14 protein-coding genes are annotated in these 16,163 nt (G+C 48.2%); 8 read left to right on the forward strand and 6 right to left on the reverse strand.

Going from position 1 to position 16,163, the window contains the following annotated elements; genetic code table 11:
- Positions 1-132 precede the first annotated feature (132 nt).
- The 5 genes from AAA946_RS23120 (at position 133) to putP (ending at position 7,193) form a co-directional block, all read left to right on the forward strand.
- Positions 133-585, forward strand: a complete 453-nt coding sequence (locus AAA946_RS23120) for a septal ring lytic transglycosylase RlpA family protein (protein WP_338167087.1) — start codon at positions 133-135, stop codon at positions 583-585.
- A 157-nt stretch (positions 586-742) separates the two neighbouring features.
- The gene (locus tag AAA946_RS23125) at positions 743-1,405 is read left to right on the forward strand and encodes an HAD family hydrolase (protein ID WP_338167088.1); all 663 of its coding nucleotides are present in this window, start codon (positions 743-745) and stop codon (positions 1,403-1,405) included.
- Between the two features lie 363 nt (positions 1,406-1,768).
- Positions 1,769-4,906, forward strand: a complete 3,138-nt coding sequence (gene putA / locus AAA946_RS23130) for a bifunctional proline dehydrogenase/L-glutamate gamma-semialdehyde dehydrogenase PutA (RefSeq protein ID WP_338167089.1) — start codon at positions 1,769-1,771, stop codon at positions 4,904-4,906.
- A 12-nt stretch (positions 4,907-4,918) separates the two neighbouring features.
- A complete protein-coding gene (locus tag AAA946_RS23135) occupies positions 4,919-5,608 on the forward strand; it encodes a 1-pyrroline-5-carboxylate dehydrogenase (protein ID WP_338167090.1) in 690 nt (229 codons plus the stop codon).
- Positions 5,609-5,699: 91 nt separating this feature from the next.
- Complete coding sequence (gene putP, locus AAA946_RS23140; protein ID WP_338167091.1) at positions 5,700-7,193, forward strand: sodium/proline symporter PutP; 1,494 nt, start codon at positions 5,700-5,702, stop codon at positions 7,191-7,193.
- A 95-nt stretch (positions 7,194-7,288) separates the two neighbouring features.
- Here the strand turns inward: putP and AAA946_RS23145 are convergent, their stop codons facing one another.
- Complete coding sequence (locus AAA946_RS23145; RefSeq protein ID WP_338167092.1) at positions 7,289-7,837, reverse strand: helix-turn-helix domain-containing protein; 549 nt, start codon at positions 7,835-7,837, stop codon at positions 7,289-7,291.
- Positions 7,838-7,933: 96 nt separating this feature from the next.
- On the opposite strand from AAA946_RS23145, the gene AAA946_RS23150 reads away from it, so the two are divergent.
- A complete protein-coding gene (locus AAA946_RS23150; RefSeq protein WP_445206121.1) occupies positions 7,934-9,103 on the forward strand; it encodes a benzoate/H(+) symporter BenE family transporter in 1,170 nt (389 codons plus the stop codon).
- A gap of 13 nt (positions 9,104-9,116) precedes the next feature.
- Here AAA946_RS23150 and AAA946_RS23155 read toward each other — a convergent pair whose 3' ends face one another.
- Positions 9,117-10,298, reverse strand: a complete 1,182-nt coding sequence (locus AAA946_RS23155; protein WP_338167094.1) for an MFS transporter — start codon at positions 10,296-10,298, stop codon at positions 9,117-9,119.
- A gap of 226 nt (positions 10,299-10,524) precedes the next feature.
- On the opposite strand from AAA946_RS23155, the gene AAA946_RS23160 reads away from it, so the two are divergent.
- Positions 10,525-11,064, forward strand: a complete 540-nt coding sequence (locus tag AAA946_RS23160; protein WP_338167095.1) for a peroxiredoxin family protein — start codon at positions 10,525-10,527, stop codon at positions 11,062-11,064.
- A gap of 64 nt (positions 11,065-11,128) precedes the next feature.
- On the opposite strand, the gene AAA946_RS23165 is transcribed toward AAA946_RS23160, so the two are convergent.
- Complete coding sequence (locus AAA946_RS23165; RefSeq protein WP_112461829.1) at positions 11,129-11,497, reverse strand: winged helix-turn-helix transcriptional regulator; 369 nt, start codon at positions 11,495-11,497, stop codon at positions 11,129-11,131.
- 119 nt (positions 11,498-11,616) lie between these two features.
- Between AAA946_RS23165 and AAA946_RS23170 the strand changes: the two genes are divergently transcribed.
- Complete coding sequence (locus AAA946_RS23170) at positions 11,617-12,261, forward strand: DsbA family oxidoreductase (RefSeq protein ID WP_338167096.1); 645 nt, start codon at positions 11,617-11,619, stop codon at positions 12,259-12,261.
- Between the two features lie 64 nt (positions 12,262-12,325).
- On the opposite strand, the gene eat is transcribed toward AAA946_RS23170, so the two are convergent.
- Genes eat through AAA946_RS23185 form a run of 3 tightly spaced genes read right to left on the reverse strand, consistent with a single transcriptional unit; the run spans position 12,326 to position 16,009 of the window.
- On the reverse strand, positions 12,326-13,726 hold the full coding sequence (gene eat / locus AAA946_RS23175) for an ethanolamine permease (RefSeq protein WP_338167097.1): 1,401 nt from the start codon (positions 13,724-13,726) through the stop codon (positions 12,326-12,328).
- Positions 13,727-13,737: 11 nt separating this feature from the next.
- Positions 13,738-14,604: an ethanolamine ammonia-lyase subunit EutC gene (gene eutC / locus AAA946_RS23180; RefSeq protein ID WP_338167098.1), complete on the reverse strand. Its 867-nt coding sequence runs from the start codon at positions 14,602-14,604 to the stop codon at positions 13,738-13,740.
- Between the two features lie 10 nt (positions 14,605-14,614).
- Positions 14,615-16,009 carry an ethanolamine ammonia-lyase subunit EutB gene (locus AAA946_RS23185; RefSeq protein WP_338167099.1) on the reverse strand — a complete coding sequence of 465 codons (1,395 nt, stop codon included), beginning with the start codon at positions 16,007-16,009 and terminating at the stop codon, positions 14,615-14,617.
- Positions 16,010-16,163 lie beyond the last annotated feature (154 nt).

The raw sequence follows: 16,163 nt of genomic DNA on the forward strand, positions 1-16,163 counted from the left end.
AACCCTTTCGAAATCATGACCAAATAACAAAGGCTTCATGGAAAAATGTGTGGAACAGATTGGGTGTTTGCTTCATTTATGTAGCTTGAAGCGACATCAAACTCGACAATAATGTAATTAGACAGACGTGAAATGAACCACATTGAGCACTCAAATAGTATGAAAAAAATTCCTCTTGCGCTTTTCGCTTTGCTCCTCGCCGTTATGACGGGGTGTTCATCCACCACCTCCATTGATAATCAAAAAACAAGCAGCTACGCTAGGTCGCATGCGCTTGTGGGTCAAGCGTCATGGTATGGCAATAAATACCATGGAAAACGCACAGCTAGCGGTGAGCGTTATAACATGAGGGCGTATACTGCCGCTCATAAAACCCTACCATTTGGCACTATCGTCAGGGTGACCAATACTGCTAACGGTAAAACCGTGGATGTCAAAATCAATGATCGGGGCCCGTTTGTCAAAGGCCGAGTCATCGATCTGTCACGAAAGTCTTTTGGGCAAATCGGTAACATCAATCAAGGCACTGTGCCAGTTAAAATTGATGTGATCGACGACAGTAATACCTTTCGATACAAGCACTAACCATTACACTCTCCCTTTTCGCTTAGGCCAATGATTAATAGGGGAGAGTGCTCTTACCTCACTGCGTTGGCCGACATAAAACTGTCAAAAACTCCGCTCTAAACTGTCATATTAATTTCATACCATGCGAAGTTAACTTGTTTGGAGATTGCTCAATATGTCTAACCCCCTCTATGTGTTCGACATGGACGAAACGTTGTTTGATGCCGATTGCGCTATGCTGTGGAATGAATTTTTGGTTGAAAAAGGGATCGCAACCGAGCCGGGATTTCTCGAAGAAGACCAGCGCCTGATGACGCTTTACGCTCAAGGTAAAATGGACATGGAAGATTACCTCCAGTTCTCTATGTCGCCTTTGTCAGGGGTATCAAAAGAGACGGTTTCTTTGTTGGTTGAACAATGTATCGACGAGAAAATTTTGCCACGTATGTTCTCGCAGGCCAAAACACTCCTTTCACAACTTAAACGTGACCGCATTGAAACGGTCATTGTTTCTGCCTCGGTCAGTTTTTTGGTTGCGGCGATTGCCAAGCGAATAGGGATTGATGTCGCTATGGGCATTGACTTGGTTGAGGAAGGCGGTGGGTATGGAACGACGATGTGTGGTACGCCCACTTACCGAGAGGGTAAAGTGGTGCGTCTTCAACAGTGGTTAGCAAAGCATGAGGTTTCGTATTCCAGCCTCCACTTCTATACCGATTCGATTAATGACCGGCCGTTGTGCGAATTCGCCGATGTAACCTATTTGGTCAATCCGTGCCCGTTGCTTGAAGCGCTTGGGCAGCGTAAAGGTTGGCAACAATTGCATTGGACCGTCTAGTCAAACTGAGTTGTCATTCCTGTCATTTGATCCCCTCTGCGCTCTGTCGTCGATGAGAGAGCGTTTCCTCGGCTTCCGCAGCTCCCCCCGATCGTTATTTCACTATTTTGGCTTGAGAGTATCATCAGTTTTCATGTTGTTTGTTGAGGGGGATATCAAAACAATATGTTAATTTAGTTGCAATCTATAACCGCTCATCTTGTCAAATAGGGCGTGACCTTGTATTAATTTTGTTAATAAGCGTAGAAAACAGCAAAAAGCTCGGAGTTTTTGACAAGTAATTCTCAAGCGCTCAAAATACACTGCCTGCCATTGTAGAAATTCAGTCGATGTTGTCGGCTGAGTAGAGATTAAGGAACACACATGTTTACAGCAACAGATGTGCTAAAAACGGAGTTTGTCGAGCAGCCGCTTGAACAGCTCTGGTCACTGATCTCTCCACTTTACATGGTGGATGAGTCTCAATGGTTGAAACAGCTTTTACCTCTGGCCACACCGCAAGGTGACGAAGCCCAGCAGATCCCACAGAAAACCACCCAGCTCATTGAAGCCATTCGTGCTGACAAAAATGCGATCCAGATGATCGACGCCTTGCTGCTTGAGTACAGCTTAGATACTCAAGAAGGCATTTTGCTGATGTGTCTTGCGGAAGCCTTGATGCGTATTCCTGATTCTGCAACGGCAGATGCGCTTATCCGCGACAAGCTCAGCGTGGCTGACTGGAAGTCGCACCTGAAGAATTCTGACTCTGTGTTTGTGAATGCTTCAACTTGGGGCCTGATGCTGACGGGTAAAGTGGTTGGGCTTGCTGAGTCTGAATCACAAAGCCCAGCAAAAGCGGTGAACCGTCTAGTTAATAAATTCTCAGAACCTGTGATCCGTAAAGCCATGTATCAGGCAATGAAGATCATGGGTCACCAGTTTGTACTGGGACGCAGTATTGGCGAAGCGCAAAAAAATGGCAAAAAAATGCGCGATCGTGGTTTTACCTACTCGTTCGATATGTTAGGTGAAGCGGCATTAACCAAAGCAGATGGCGACAAGTACTTCAAAGATTACCTGATGGCGATTGAAGCGGTTGGCAGTGACAAATACGGTTTAGATACCAGCCCAGCACCGTCAGTGTCTATCAAGCTTTCTGCTCTGCACCCTCGTTACGAAGTGGCGAACGAAGAGCGCGTGCTGACCGAGCTGTGCGATACGCTGACTCAACTGCTCACTCGTGCTCGTGAGCTCGATGTGGCTATTACTATTGATGCGGAAGAAGCTGACCGTCTTGAGCTTTCTCTAAAGCTATTTGAAAAGGTGTATCGTAGTGATGTTGCTAAAGGCTGGGGTAAGTTTGGTCTGGTTATTCAGGCATACTCTAAGCGTGCACTACCCGTACTGGTTTGGGTGAACGCGTTAGCGAAACAGCAGGGCGATTTGATCCCACTTCGTCTTGTGAAAGGCGCTTATTGGGACAGCGAGATCAAATGGTCTCAGCAAGCGGGTTACGATAACTACCCTGTTTATACCCGTAAAGAAGCGACAGACGTGGCATACCTAGCTTGTGCTCGCTTCCTACTGAGTGACAATGTGCGTGGAAACATCTTCCCGCAGTTTGCGAGTCACAACGCACACACGGTGACGGCGATTGCGACTATGGCGCAGCACACCGATTATGAATTCCAGCGTCTACATGGCATGGGCGATTCTCTCTATGACCATGTGATGGACACCTACAAACAACCAGTTCGAATCTATGCTCCGGTGGGTAGCCACAAAGATCTGCTGCCATATTTGGTTCGCCGACTGCTAGAAAACGGTGCGAACAGCAGTTTTGTACACCGTTTGGTGGATGCACGTTGCCCGGTTGAAAGTCTAACGGTTCATCCTGTCGATGCGCTTAATGCTAACGACACACTGCATAACGCCAATATCGAACTTCCACCAGCTATCTTTAGCGACCGTAAAAACTCGATTGGCGTTAACGTCGATATTGAGAGCGAAGTGAAAGAGTACGAACACAAAGTGGACGTATTCCGAAGCAAACAATGGCAAGGTGCGCCAATCATCAATGGTCAGTCACGATACGAAAGCATGATCAAGGAAGGCGCGACGGTAGAGACCATTACTGCGCCGTATGATCGTCGAATCGTCGTCGGTCAGGTGGCTATGGCAAACCTTGATCATGTTTCCGAAGCGATCAAGGTTGCGGAAGACGGATTTACTTCTTGGTCTACACTGCCATATGCAGAGCGTAGTCAGTGCTTACTTAACCTAGCAGACAAGCTAGAGGAGAACTTGCACGAGCTGGTGGCGATCTGTCATCAGGAAGCGGGCAAGACGATTCATGACAGCATTGATGAAGTCCGTGAAGCGGTCGATTTCTGTCGTTACTACGCAAAACAGCCACATATTTTCAACGCACAGTCGGTGCTCGGCTTTGATGGTCAATCGAAGTCAATGACTCGCGGTGGTCGTGGTGTGTTTGTTTGTATTAGCCCATGGAACTTCCCACTGGCGATTTTCCTAGGCCAGGTGAGTGCGGCTTTGGTGGCGGGTAACACAGTGGTGGCTAAGCCAGCAGAACAAACTTGTCTCATTGCTGTACGTGCGGTTGAGCTGATGCTTGAGGCGGGCTTCCCTGCAAGCGCTATTCAGCTTATTACGGGTCGCGGCGCGGATGTGGGTCATGCTTTAACCTCTCATAACTCGATTGCTGGTGTTGCCTTTACTGGTTCGACACCAACGGCGCAACGTATCAATAGCACATTGGCAGCACGTCCAGTGGCTCCAGTGCCATTTATCGCTGAAACTGGCGGTCAGAACGCCATGATTGTGGATTCTACCGCGCTTCCTGAGCAGGTGGTGCGCGATGTGGTTCGCTCAGCGTTTGCGTCGGCGGGTCAGCGCTGTAGTGCTCTGCGTGTGCTGTACATCCAAGAAGATATCGCAGAGCGCGTCATCAATCTGATTCAAGGTGCAATGGATGAGCTAAAAGTGGGCTTGCCATATATGCATTCGACCGATGTTGGCCCGGTGATTGATGCCAATGCGAAGCAAAAATTGTGGGCGCATATCGATGCGATGTCGAAGCAAGGCAAGAAAGTAGCTCAGTTATCTTTGGATGAGGAATGTGCCGAGGGCGATTTCGTGCCGCCGTGTGCGTTTGAAATTTCCGATATCTCTGTTCTGACCGAAGAGCACTTTGGTCCAATCCTGCACATTGTGCGTTTTAAAGCCTCTGAGCTGCCGAAAGTGGTCGATAGCATCAATGCGACAGGCTTTGGTCTTACGCTTGGCGTGCATAGCCGTAACGAGTCTACGTACGAGTGGATCGAGAAACACGTTCGCGTCGGTAACTGCTACATCAACCGTGACCAAGTCGGTGCCGTAGTCGGTGTTCAACCGTTTGGCGGACAAGGGCTGTCGGGTACGGGGCCAAAAGCAGGTGGTCCACACTATCTATATCGTTTTACTGATGTCGTTAACGGCGCAGCTTCCGCTTCAAAGTAAGGAGAAAGAGTCATGGTTAATAACGCAACAATTTTCTCTGATGTTTTGAATGCATGGGAGAACTGGAACGTCACCGACTTTGCTGAACAACGTGAGTGCTTACTTTCGGTTCAACGCAATATGGCTGAGCTTAATGCCACACTTGCAAGTGTGATGGCGTTTCATGTTCAGCAAGCCAATATTTTGCTCGCCAACCCACATGTGATGCCGGGACCAACGGGTGAAACTAATGAGCTCTACGCCGCAGGTCGAGGTGTTGCAGTGGTGGTGCTTGAGAGCACCGATGCGCAGGCAAAAATCGCGGCAGTGGCTCAGATAACGGCTGCACTTATTGCTGGTAATGGCGTCATCGTTTGTTCTGGCAATGAGCAATTTAATCAAATTTTTACTTCGGCCGTCGAGCGATCGACGTTGCCTTCTAACCTAGTCCAGATTGTCGCTTTAGAAGAAGCCACTACCTTCATCGATTTCGATGTGCGTGTAGTCGGTCTTGTAGGCTCTGAAGAAACACAATGGCAGGTTAACCATCAACTGGCTAATCGCGATGGAGCGATAGGTCTTTTGGTATCTGAAACGGATCTGGCGTCACTTCCAACGTCGCACGATCCGAATCTAGTGTTGAGGTTCATAACGGAAAGAACAAGAACCATCAACATCACAGCAGTGGGGGGCAACGCTACCTTGCTTGAACTTGGTAGCTAGTGGCTAAGGTCTTCGGACCCGCTCCACGCCGCCCTACCAGCCTCCAGCACTAAGCATGTTGGAGGCTGAATTCTAGGATGAGGAAACAATAATGATTCAAAATAGCTTCGCTATTACGACAACTTTTATCGCTTACTTGGCGATGATGCTTGCTATCGGTGTGATCGCTTATAAGCGCACAGCGAACTCAAGCGACTACTTTCTTGGTGGACGTTCTTTAGGCCCTTGGCCTGCAGCGCTATCTGCTGGTGCATCGGACATGAGTGGATGGCTGCTACTTGGCTTGCCGGGCTACGCCTATGCAGCCGGTATTGAGGCATTTTGGTTGGCAGGTGGCCTATTAGTAGGTACTTGGCTGAACTGGCTGATCTGCGCGAAACGATTACGTACTTACAGTATTACCACTGACGCTCTGACTCTTCCTGAGTATCTATCTCGTCGTTTTAACGACCATTCTAAGGTGATTCAGGTTGTATCTGCGTTCTTCATTTTGCTTTTCTTCCTTTTCTATACCAGTTCTGGTCTAGTGGCAGGCGGTAAACTGTTTGAAACGGTATTTGGCTTAGACTACACAATCGCTGTCATTATCGGCACCGTGTGTGTGGTCTCTTACACGCTATTTGGTGGCTTCCTAGCAGTATCTTGGACTGACTTAGTTCAGGGCCTACTCATGGCAGCAGCGCTAATGATTGTCCCTGTCATCGGTATGCAAGGTGGTCTTGGTCAGCTAACGGCAGACCTAGAAGCGATTAACCCAGAACTACTGACACTTTGGAATGACGCCAAAGGTCAGCCTCTGTCTGCGATTGCTATCATTTCATTGGTTGCATGGGGTCTTGGTTACTTTGGTCAGCCACACATTTTGGCACGTTTCAAAGCATCACGTAGCAACAAAGATCTAACGACAGCACGCCGCATCGCGGTGGCATGGTCTGGTCTTTCTATGATTGGTGCACTACTCGTGGGCGTGGTTGGTTTAGTGTACATCACTAACACCGGTGGTGACGTTCTAGCAGATGGTGAGAAGATCTTCATGCTACTTGTGAATGCACTATTCCACCCTGTGATTGCGGGCATCTTGCTTGCTGCGATTCTAGCGGCAATCATGAGTACGGCGGATTCACAGCTATTAGTGTCATCTTCAGCATTGGCAGAAGATTTCTACAAGCAAATCATCAACAAAGACGCGACGTCTGAGCAAGTGGTGATGGTGGGGCGCGTAGGCGTTATCCTGCTATCTGTGATTGCTCTTGTACTTGCAATGACGCCAGACAGCTCGGTATTAGGTCTAGTATCTTACGCTTGGGCAGGCTTTGGTGCGGCGTTTGGTCCTGCAATCCTACTTAGCCTTTACTGGGCTGGTATGAACCGTAACGGTGCTATCGCAGGTATCATCGTTGGCGGTGTGACTATCGTGGTATGGAAACAGCTTTCTGGCGGTATCTTCGATATCTACGAAATCGTTCCTGGATTCATTCTATCTTGGATTTCAATCATGGTAGTGAGCTCTATGACGGGCGGTCCTGATAAAGCGGTTCAGGCGCAGCACGCGACGTTTGAAAAGAACTTGGTTGAGTTAGATTAATCTCACATCATAAACAACAATGCCCCGATAGATTCGGGGCATTTTTTTGTCTGAAGAACGTTGAAGACGGTATCGTTAGAGCATCTTGAGAAGAGTCATACTGACTTCCTAGGGTAACTAACGATGTTATGGAATACGGTATTTTTCGTCGCCGCTTCATAGCCATGAGGTTGATCGCTATGAAAGCGCACGCTTTCTCCCGTATCGATCAAGTGCCAGGTTTGATCAAAAAACAGCTTCAATTGACCGCTGATCACATGTACATGCTCAATTACGCCAACACTGTGTGCTGATGACATCTGTTGGTGATGTTCCATCAGATGGATTTCAAACACCTCAATGCCTGTATCTGGCTGAAAAGGGAATAAGGTTGTTACTTTCATTCTCGGATCATCCGGAAAGGCGCGATCTGGTGCTTGAAGATCTGGATTGTTAGCAAAAAACGCCGAAAAAGAGGTCTCAAGTCCGCTAGCGATCTTCCATAGTGTCGCGATCGTCGGGCTCGATTCTTCTCGCTCTATTTGTCCCAGCATAGCTTTGGATACACCGGTCAGTTTCGCTGTCGCATCTAAGCTCAGCTTTTTCTTCTTTCTCTCTGATTTTAGATGCTGTGCGATCTCAGACTTAAACTTAGAGTCTTGCATAGAGCCCTTCCTTGTTGTGCGCTATAGCGCACGATGCTATCTTGGTGTTGTGCGTTATTGCGCACAGATGGAATTACTATACAGAAAGGGACGACAATGAGCCAAAAAAATTCCACATTGCACCACATGACAGCGGGCTTTACCGCAGTGCTCGTCGGTTATACCAGCTCGGTGGTGATCATATTGCAAGCGGCTACGGCTGCGGGGGCGTCACCAGAACAGATTGAGAGTTGGTTGCTCGCGCTTGGTGTAACGATGGGAGTCACGTCGATAGGTTTTTCATGGTATTACAAAGTGCCAATTTTGACCGCGTGGTCGACTCCAGGTGCCGCGATACTGGTAAGTTCCGCCACGGAATATGACATGTCTGCTTTGATAGGTGCCTTTGTTGTTTCTGGCCTATTGATTCTAATGACAGGTCTCGTATCGCCTCTTTCTAAAGCTTTGCAACGGATTCCAACTCCGCTTGCGACGGCGATGCTAGGCGCGATATTGTTACCATTCTGCGTTCGTGCATTTGAGCCTGCAATGACGACACCCTATGCGTTTATATGGATGTTTCTTACTTTTATCGTCAGCAAGCGCTTTGTGCCCAAGTACACGATGTTGCTGCTTGTTGTGGGCTGCGCTCTGGCGTTTTCTGCTGATAGTGAATCAATGTCAAACCCCGAGCTGGTTATCGCCCAAGCCAGTTGGGTGACACCCGTACTAGATTGGTCAGCGATTCTCAATATTTCCTTGCCGCTTTATATTGTAACCATGCTGTCTCAAAATCTGCCTGGCGTGGCAATGATGAAAAGCTATCAATATGAGACGCCCGTGAAGCCTGTACTCGTGGGGACGGGGCTTGCAAACGTGCTATCCGCACCCTTTGGCGGCTTTAGTGTCAATTTAGCGGCGATATCAGCAGCGATCTGTATGAATGACGATGTAGACGCAGACAAGAGCAAGCGATATAGAGCTGTGATTTGGGCCGGTGTGTTTTATCTCATTGCTGGGCTATTAGCTTCTGTGGTCGTCTCTATGTTTTTAGCCTTTCCGAAGGAAATCACCCATATGCTTGCCGGCTTTGCACTGCTTGGAACTCTGATGATGTGTTTGCAAAGTGCGTTTGATTCCCCAGACTATCGGGAGCCAGCTCTATTGGTGCTGGTGGTGACGCTATCCGGTGTAACAATTTTAGGGATTAATTCAACGCTTTTGGGGTTATTCGTTGGCTGGTTTTATTCGGTGCTCTTTGGCTTATCAAGAAAAAAAGGCCATTAAATGGCCTATTTGGTCATGCAACACGGATAGTCGCACTTTGTCTTTTGTCCAGTGCGCCACTTAATCGAGTGAGTAACAAGGCTAGGGTAACAATCGCTGCGCCAACCCAAGGGGTATGCATGAGTCCGGCTTCAGCAACGATGTGACCACCACCCCAAGAACCAAGGGCAATGCCAACGTTGAAGGCTGCGATATTAAGGCCTGAAGCGACGTCGATACCATCAGGCGCATACTTGTCCGCAAGCTTTACCACATAAACTTGTAAGCCCGGCACGTTACCGAAGGCAAAGGCCCCCCAAACCAGAATAGTGATAACAGCGGCAATCGGGTTTACTGCGGTAAAGTTAAATACCAATAGAATGCCCGCCAAGCCTGCAAAGATAATGGTGAGTGCCTTGATTGGTCCCATAGAATCCGCCATCTTGCCACCCCAGATGTTGCCCACGGCAACAGATACCCCATAGACCAACATGATTAGGCTTACTGCACTCGATTCAAAACCTGACACCTGCTCCAAGATAGGGGCTAGATAAGTAAAAGCAGTGAAGGTGCCGCCATAACCTAGCGCGGTGATGGCATAAACCAGTAACAGACGTGGTTGCGCCAGTACATTGAGTTGAGCAGACAGTTTTGCTGCTGGTGGTTGTTTAAGGTTGCTCGGTATTAGGAATACGCTGCCAATGAGAGCAATTAGGCCGAGTATTGCCACCACTAAGAATGTGGTTTGCCAGCCAAAAGTTTGCCCTATGTAGGTACCAAGAGGTACGCCAGTAACCAGTGCTACGGTGAGGCCGGTAAACATGATCGCAATCGCACTGGCTGCTTTCTCTTTCGAAACTAATCCGGTTGCAATGGTCGACCCAATTGAGAAGAACACGCCGTGAGCAAGACCTGTCAGTATGCGCGCGAGAACAAGTGTATTGTAGCCAGGCGCTTTCCAAGCTAAGAGGTTACCCGCAACAAACAAACTCATCACAGAAAGCAAAACATACTTACGTTTCCAGTTGCCGGTTAAAGCAGTGAGCACGGGTGCGCCGACAGCAACACCAAGCGCGTATAAGCTGACTAATAATCCCGCTGAAGGCAGTGATACGCCCAGATCAGCAGCCATGGTTGGGATTAACCCAACAATAACGAACTCTGTTGTGCCGATGGCAAAGGCACTGAGAGTTAATGCAAAAAGTGCAATAGGCATTGTATTTCTCCAATAATTCGCAGTTGCAGATTAAAGATGTGAACTGCTTTCGTTTTGTTGAGCGCATTATTGAAGAAAGTTGAATTGTAAAAAATAGCAGTTGTAACAAATCATTTTTGCTAATTATGCAAATATGGTTAGGTTACTAAAAGTTAACTACTTGAAGTTATAGAGATCTCGACCCACAATCAAAAGCGATCTGAAAAACGTGTGCTAAGGAGTCAGTATGTCTACATCGGTAAAACTTAAAGCGGGCGATGCGTTTCCCTCACTGCAAGCCACTTTGTTGGATGGTACATCGGTAACGCTTGGAGAGCCCAAAGACGGTTTAACGTGGCAAGCGGTGTTCGTTTATCGCGGCAAACACTGCCCTTTGTGTACGAAATACCTCAATGAATTGGAATCCTACAAACAGGCATTTGCAGATGCGGGTGTGGATATTTTGGCGGTGTCAGGGGATTCAAAAGCACAGCTAGAGCAGCATTTAGAGAAGCTCGATGTTAGCTTCCCACTTGCTTACGGTTTGACGGAAGAGCAAATGAAGCAGCTTGGACTGTATATCTCATTGCCGCGCTCCGAGCAGGAAACGGACCACAATTTTGCAGAGCCCGGGCTCTTTGTGGTGAATGAGCACGGTAACTTGCATGTCGTCGATATCTCAAACAACCCGTTTGTTAGACCGGAATTAGGTGCGTTATCTCGCGGCCTCGCTTGGATACGAGACCCGAATAATCACTACCCAATTCGCGGAACGCTAGACTACTAATTCGCAACCCAATAGAGAAAACAAAGGGGAGCATCATGCTCCCCTTTGCCGTTCAGATGTTATATCACGAGCGGATTTGAATGTCGTAGGTCTCTGACCATACGCGCAGATCATCGAGTATCTTCAGCGCAGTGCGGCCAAATTCAGTCAGCTCGTAGCTTACGGCAATGGGTCGGTCACTGATGACCTTGCGTTCTACCATACCTTCCAGTTCAAGTTCTTTCAGTCTTTGGTCAACCATTTTCTTACTGGCACCACCCAATAGGCGTGTTAGGTCATTGAAGCGAACCGGACCATCTTTGAGGTGATAAATAATAGACCCTTTCCACTTTCCACCAATCAGGCGCATGCCTTTTTCGATTGCACAGGGTTCTAAGCAGGCATTTTCAACAGACTTGCGGCCACGATTATCAATTTTGATCTGGCTTTCCACGATAGAGCTCCTAGGTCACCAAATGGTAACTGGTTGAAACAGATATTTAGGTCACCATAATATACCTGGTCACTAAAAATTCAATCAAAGAAAACGAATAAAACAAAGAGAAAGTCATTATGAGCCAAACAATCAAACTGGATGTGGTATCGGACGTGGTGTGCCCATGGTGCATTATCGGTTATAAGCGCTTGGAACAAGCGATTCGGGAACTGGGTGTTGGGGATCGTATTGATCTTGAGTGGCAGCCGTTTGAGCTCAATCCTCATATGCCATTGGAAGGTCAAAACCTGCGTGAACACCTAGCAGAAAAATATGGAACCACGAAAGAAGACAGCATTCGCGCTCGCGAGCAGTTGACTCAGTTAGGTCAAGAGGTTGGGTTTACGTTTGACTACAGCGATGAGATGAAGATGCTCAATACTTTTGAAGCGCATATTTTGCTTGAATATGCCAAAGAGCAAGGTAAGCAAACAGATTTGAAACTCCGTCTGTTCAGCGCGTTCTTCGGAGAGGGGAAAGATATCAGCAATCGCGATGTGCTTGCGAATGAACTTGCTGCGGTTGGGCTGGACAGCGAGAGTGCGATTGCCCGCCTAGATGATCCAAGCGCTCGCCTTGAAGTTCAGCAAGCGGAAGAGACGTGGAAGAACTTAGGAATCAGCTCGGTGCCGACGGTGGTATTTAATCGTCAAAGTGCATTAACAGGCGCACAGCCGGTTGAAGTATATAAGCAGGAATTGCAAGAATTACTTGCTCAATAAGTAGCTGGCCAAATGAAATGAGAGGGTCAGGCATTGCGAACGCGATGTCTGACCCTTGTTGACATTAACCTACATCAGTATTGAGTTCCTGCTCTGCGACGGACAACATTGCAAACTCTTCTTCTGCACTCGATGCGACTAAGTTGTTGCGGCTATATAGGCCATAGTAAACCCCACCAATGACAAACAGTCCAAATGTCATATAGAACGCCGATGGGTCAAACGCATACACACCTGTGAGTGCAACTAGCGATAGGATGAGTGAGATCCCAGAGGTGACTACCCCTCCTGGAGTACGATACGGACGCTCAAGTTCTGGCTGTTTTACTCTCAGCAGAATGTGGCTGAGTGACATCAAGGCATAGGACACTGTGGCGCCGACAACGGCCATGGCCAAAATCAAGTCTCCCTCGCCGGTAAGCGAAACAGCAAACCCAAAGATGCCTGGAACAATCAAAGCGCGAGAGGGCACTTTGTTCTTACTGGTTAAAGATAAGCTTTTCGGTAGATACCCAGCTCTCGACAGGGCGAAAACAAGGCGGCTATAACCGTAAACAATTGAGAAGAACGAAGCGATAAGGCCAGCAAGTCCAAGCATATTGACTAAGGTTGCAATCGTTGGGCTGTTTGTTACTTTTAACGCATCGACCAGCGGTACCGCACTTGCGCCAATCAGCTCTGAGCCCGCAGCGCCCGCAAGTAAAAAGACAACGAGTGCTGCAGTGACGAGTAGGAATACCATTGCGCCAATAATACCTTTTGGTACGTCTTTTGCTGGATTTTTAGCTTCTTCTGCGGCGAGCGGAACCCCTTCAACGGCTAAGAACAGCCACATCGCAAAGGGCAATGCTGCCCAAACACCATACCAGCCAAAAGGTAGGATTTCAGTTGCTTCTGCGGTTGTTGGTGCGATGTCAAACAGGTTACTGGCATCAAAGTGACCAACGAGTGCAACTGCGGTGAGTATGATAGCGAGAACGGCGAGACCGCTAATCACCATCATAACCTTGAGCGCCTCACCGACACCAAATAGGTGAATACCAATAAACGCAGCATAAAATAGCGCATAAACGACGGGGCCATCTATCCCTATCAACTCATTCACCGCAGAGCCAATGAATATGACGATGGCCGCTGGCGCTAGTGCATACTCGATGAGTACCGCGAGTCCAGTGACAAACCCTCCGGTTGGCCCCATAGCTTGCCTAGCAAAACTGTACCCCCCGCCAGCGGCAGGAATCGCTGCGGACATTTCAGCGAGTGAGAGCACTAAAGTAAAGTACATGACGGCCATAGCGACGGCGGCAATGAGAAAACCAGCCCAGCCGGCTTGCGCGATGCCAAAATTCCAGCCAGCGAAGTCACCAGAGATGACATAAGAGACCCCTAGGCCTGCAAGTAAAATCCACCCAGCGGTGCCTCTTTTTAGCTGTCTTTTAGACAAATATTCCTGATGTTTGGTCATAGTAGATCCTTCTACAAACGGTTGATAAGAAAGTTGTTGGAATGAGTTTGATTGAGTGTTGAACTGCTGTCGTCGTCAATCTCAGAGCGGTCTTTAAGATCGACACCAGAGAGATGTAATCTTCTTGCTTCTTCGAGTAGGTATAGGGTTCGCTGACAGGCGTCGTTATAACTCAAGCCGTCTGGCCTGACATTTGAGATACAGTTTCGCTCAGAGTCTTTTGCGCCTCGTTTCGCCCCCCACGTTAGGTATAACCCCATGCTATCTGGAGAGGATAATCCGGGCCTTTCGCCAATTAAGATCAGTGCCATTCGAGCGTTAACGCATTCAGCAACATCATCGGCAATCGCGACTCTCCCTTGCTTGACGATGGTAATGGGTGCTAAGTGCCATGATTTGCTTTTGTCTAATTTGCGAAGAAGTCGCTCTAGAAAAGGGGCGGCATGATTTTGTATCGCCGTTGATGACAATCCGTCGGCGATGACGATAGCAAGATCGGATTGGGTTTGAGAGGTGGACGCCTGTTGCTTCAGTTGTGCCCAAGACGCGTCACTGAGCTGGCGCCCTAAGTCGGGTCTTTGAAGGTACATTAAGCGATCGGTTATTTTGCTTTCGACAACTTGAATTTCTCCTGACGCAACGGATTGAAGCATGGGTAACTGTTCAAGCTCGATTTTTAAGGATTGGGTATCTAGTGCGCAGTGCACGGCATCCATCGCTTGGGCGTGATCAAGCTGAAACGACAATAGTGCGTCGGTCGGGATGCTGTTGCCAGTTCTGCCCAGTGCGATTCGTGCTGAGGTCATGCTACGCAGATTCTGCCAAGGGCTGGTCACCACAGAGTTTGATGCTTTGTTAATGTTGACTACCTTTGTCATGTCACTTTCCTTAGCTAACCTGTTTGATGGCATTAGAGAACGGGGTGGCAAGTTGGTCGTTTAGACGCACTTTATCGACATCGTCAAAAATCTGGGTATCTACCAGCCACTTCTCGAATTCGGGGGCAGGTCGTAAGCCAAGCACCTTTCGAGCGTAGAGTGCATCGTGAAATGAGGTGGTTTGATAGTTAAGCATGATGTCGTCAGAGCCCGGGATCCCCATAATGAAGGAGCACTCAGCGACACCGAGTAAAGTGAGTAGATTGTCCATGTCATTTTGATCGGCGTAGGCATGGTTGGTGTAGCAAATGTCACAGCCCATCGGTAAGCCCAGCAATTTTCCGCAGAAATGATCTTCCAGTCCCGCCCTAATAATTTGTTTACCATCAAACAGATATTCTGGGCCGATAAAGCCGACAACAGTGTTGACTAGCAAAGGATTAAATTGGCGAGCTACTGCATAGGCTCTCGCTTCGCAGGTTTGCTGATCAACGCCATGAAAAGCGTTGGCAGACAGCGCGGTGCCCTGACCCGTTTCGAAATACATGACGTTGTTACCCACCGTGCCGCGATTGAGTGATAGTGCTGCCTGCTGGGCTTCTTCCAAAATAGAAAGATTGATGCCAAACGTATCATTGGTGCCTTGGGTCCCACCAATCGACTGAAATACCAAATCGACAGGTGCTCCTAGCTCAATGGCTTCTATGGTATTGGTGACATGAGTTAAAACGCAGGACTGAGTTGGTATCTGATATTTCTGGATGACCTCATCCATAAGCTGCATGAGTTTTATCGCCTGAGGAACGTTGTCCGTTGCTGGATTGATGCCAATGACGGCGTCACCATTACCGTACATCAGGCCATCGAAAATACTTGCGGCAATGCCATTGAGCGAATCAGTGGGATGGTTGGGCTGCAGACGGGTTGAAAGGCGGCTCGGCAGTCCAATGGTATTTCGAAAAGCAGTCACAACCTGACACTTCTTAGCCACCAAGATGAGATCTTGATTGCGCATGATTTTGCTCACCGCCGCCACCATTTCTGGCGTCAGCCCCGGCCTTATTTGCGCCAGTGTTTCCGAGTCAGCCTGATCGCTCAGTAACCAGTTTCTAAAGTCACCTACCGTGAGGTGCTCGATGAGTGAGAAGGCTTGATTGTCATGGTTATCGATGATCAGTCGGGTAATCTCATCACTCTCATAAGGGATCACGACGTCATTGAGAAACGTTTTGAGCGGCAAATCTGCAAGTGTCATCTGCGCCACTACGCGTTCTGCAGCAGATTCTGCACACACGCCAGCTAAGGCATCTCCAGAGCGTTCTGGGGTCGCTTTTGCCATCAGTTCCGCAAGCGAACTAAATGTAAACACATGGTTTCCCTGTTGTCGGCGATACGTCGCTGTCATGACTACTCCTTTAATGGTTCGATTCTTGCTGCCTTTATTACTGAACGTGTCTCGCAGCTAATGAGTGAGTTTGCGAATAGCGTTCCATGTGTATATCAAAAAATGGCAACTATTTAATTTGTTAATAAACAATGCCTTATAGAGCTTATGCTCC

The sequence above is a fragment of the Vibrio sp. 10N genome (assembly GCF_036245475.1).
In the GTDB taxonomy this organism is placed as follows: Bacteria; Pseudomonadota; Gammaproteobacteria; order Enterobacterales; family Vibrionaceae; genus Vibrio.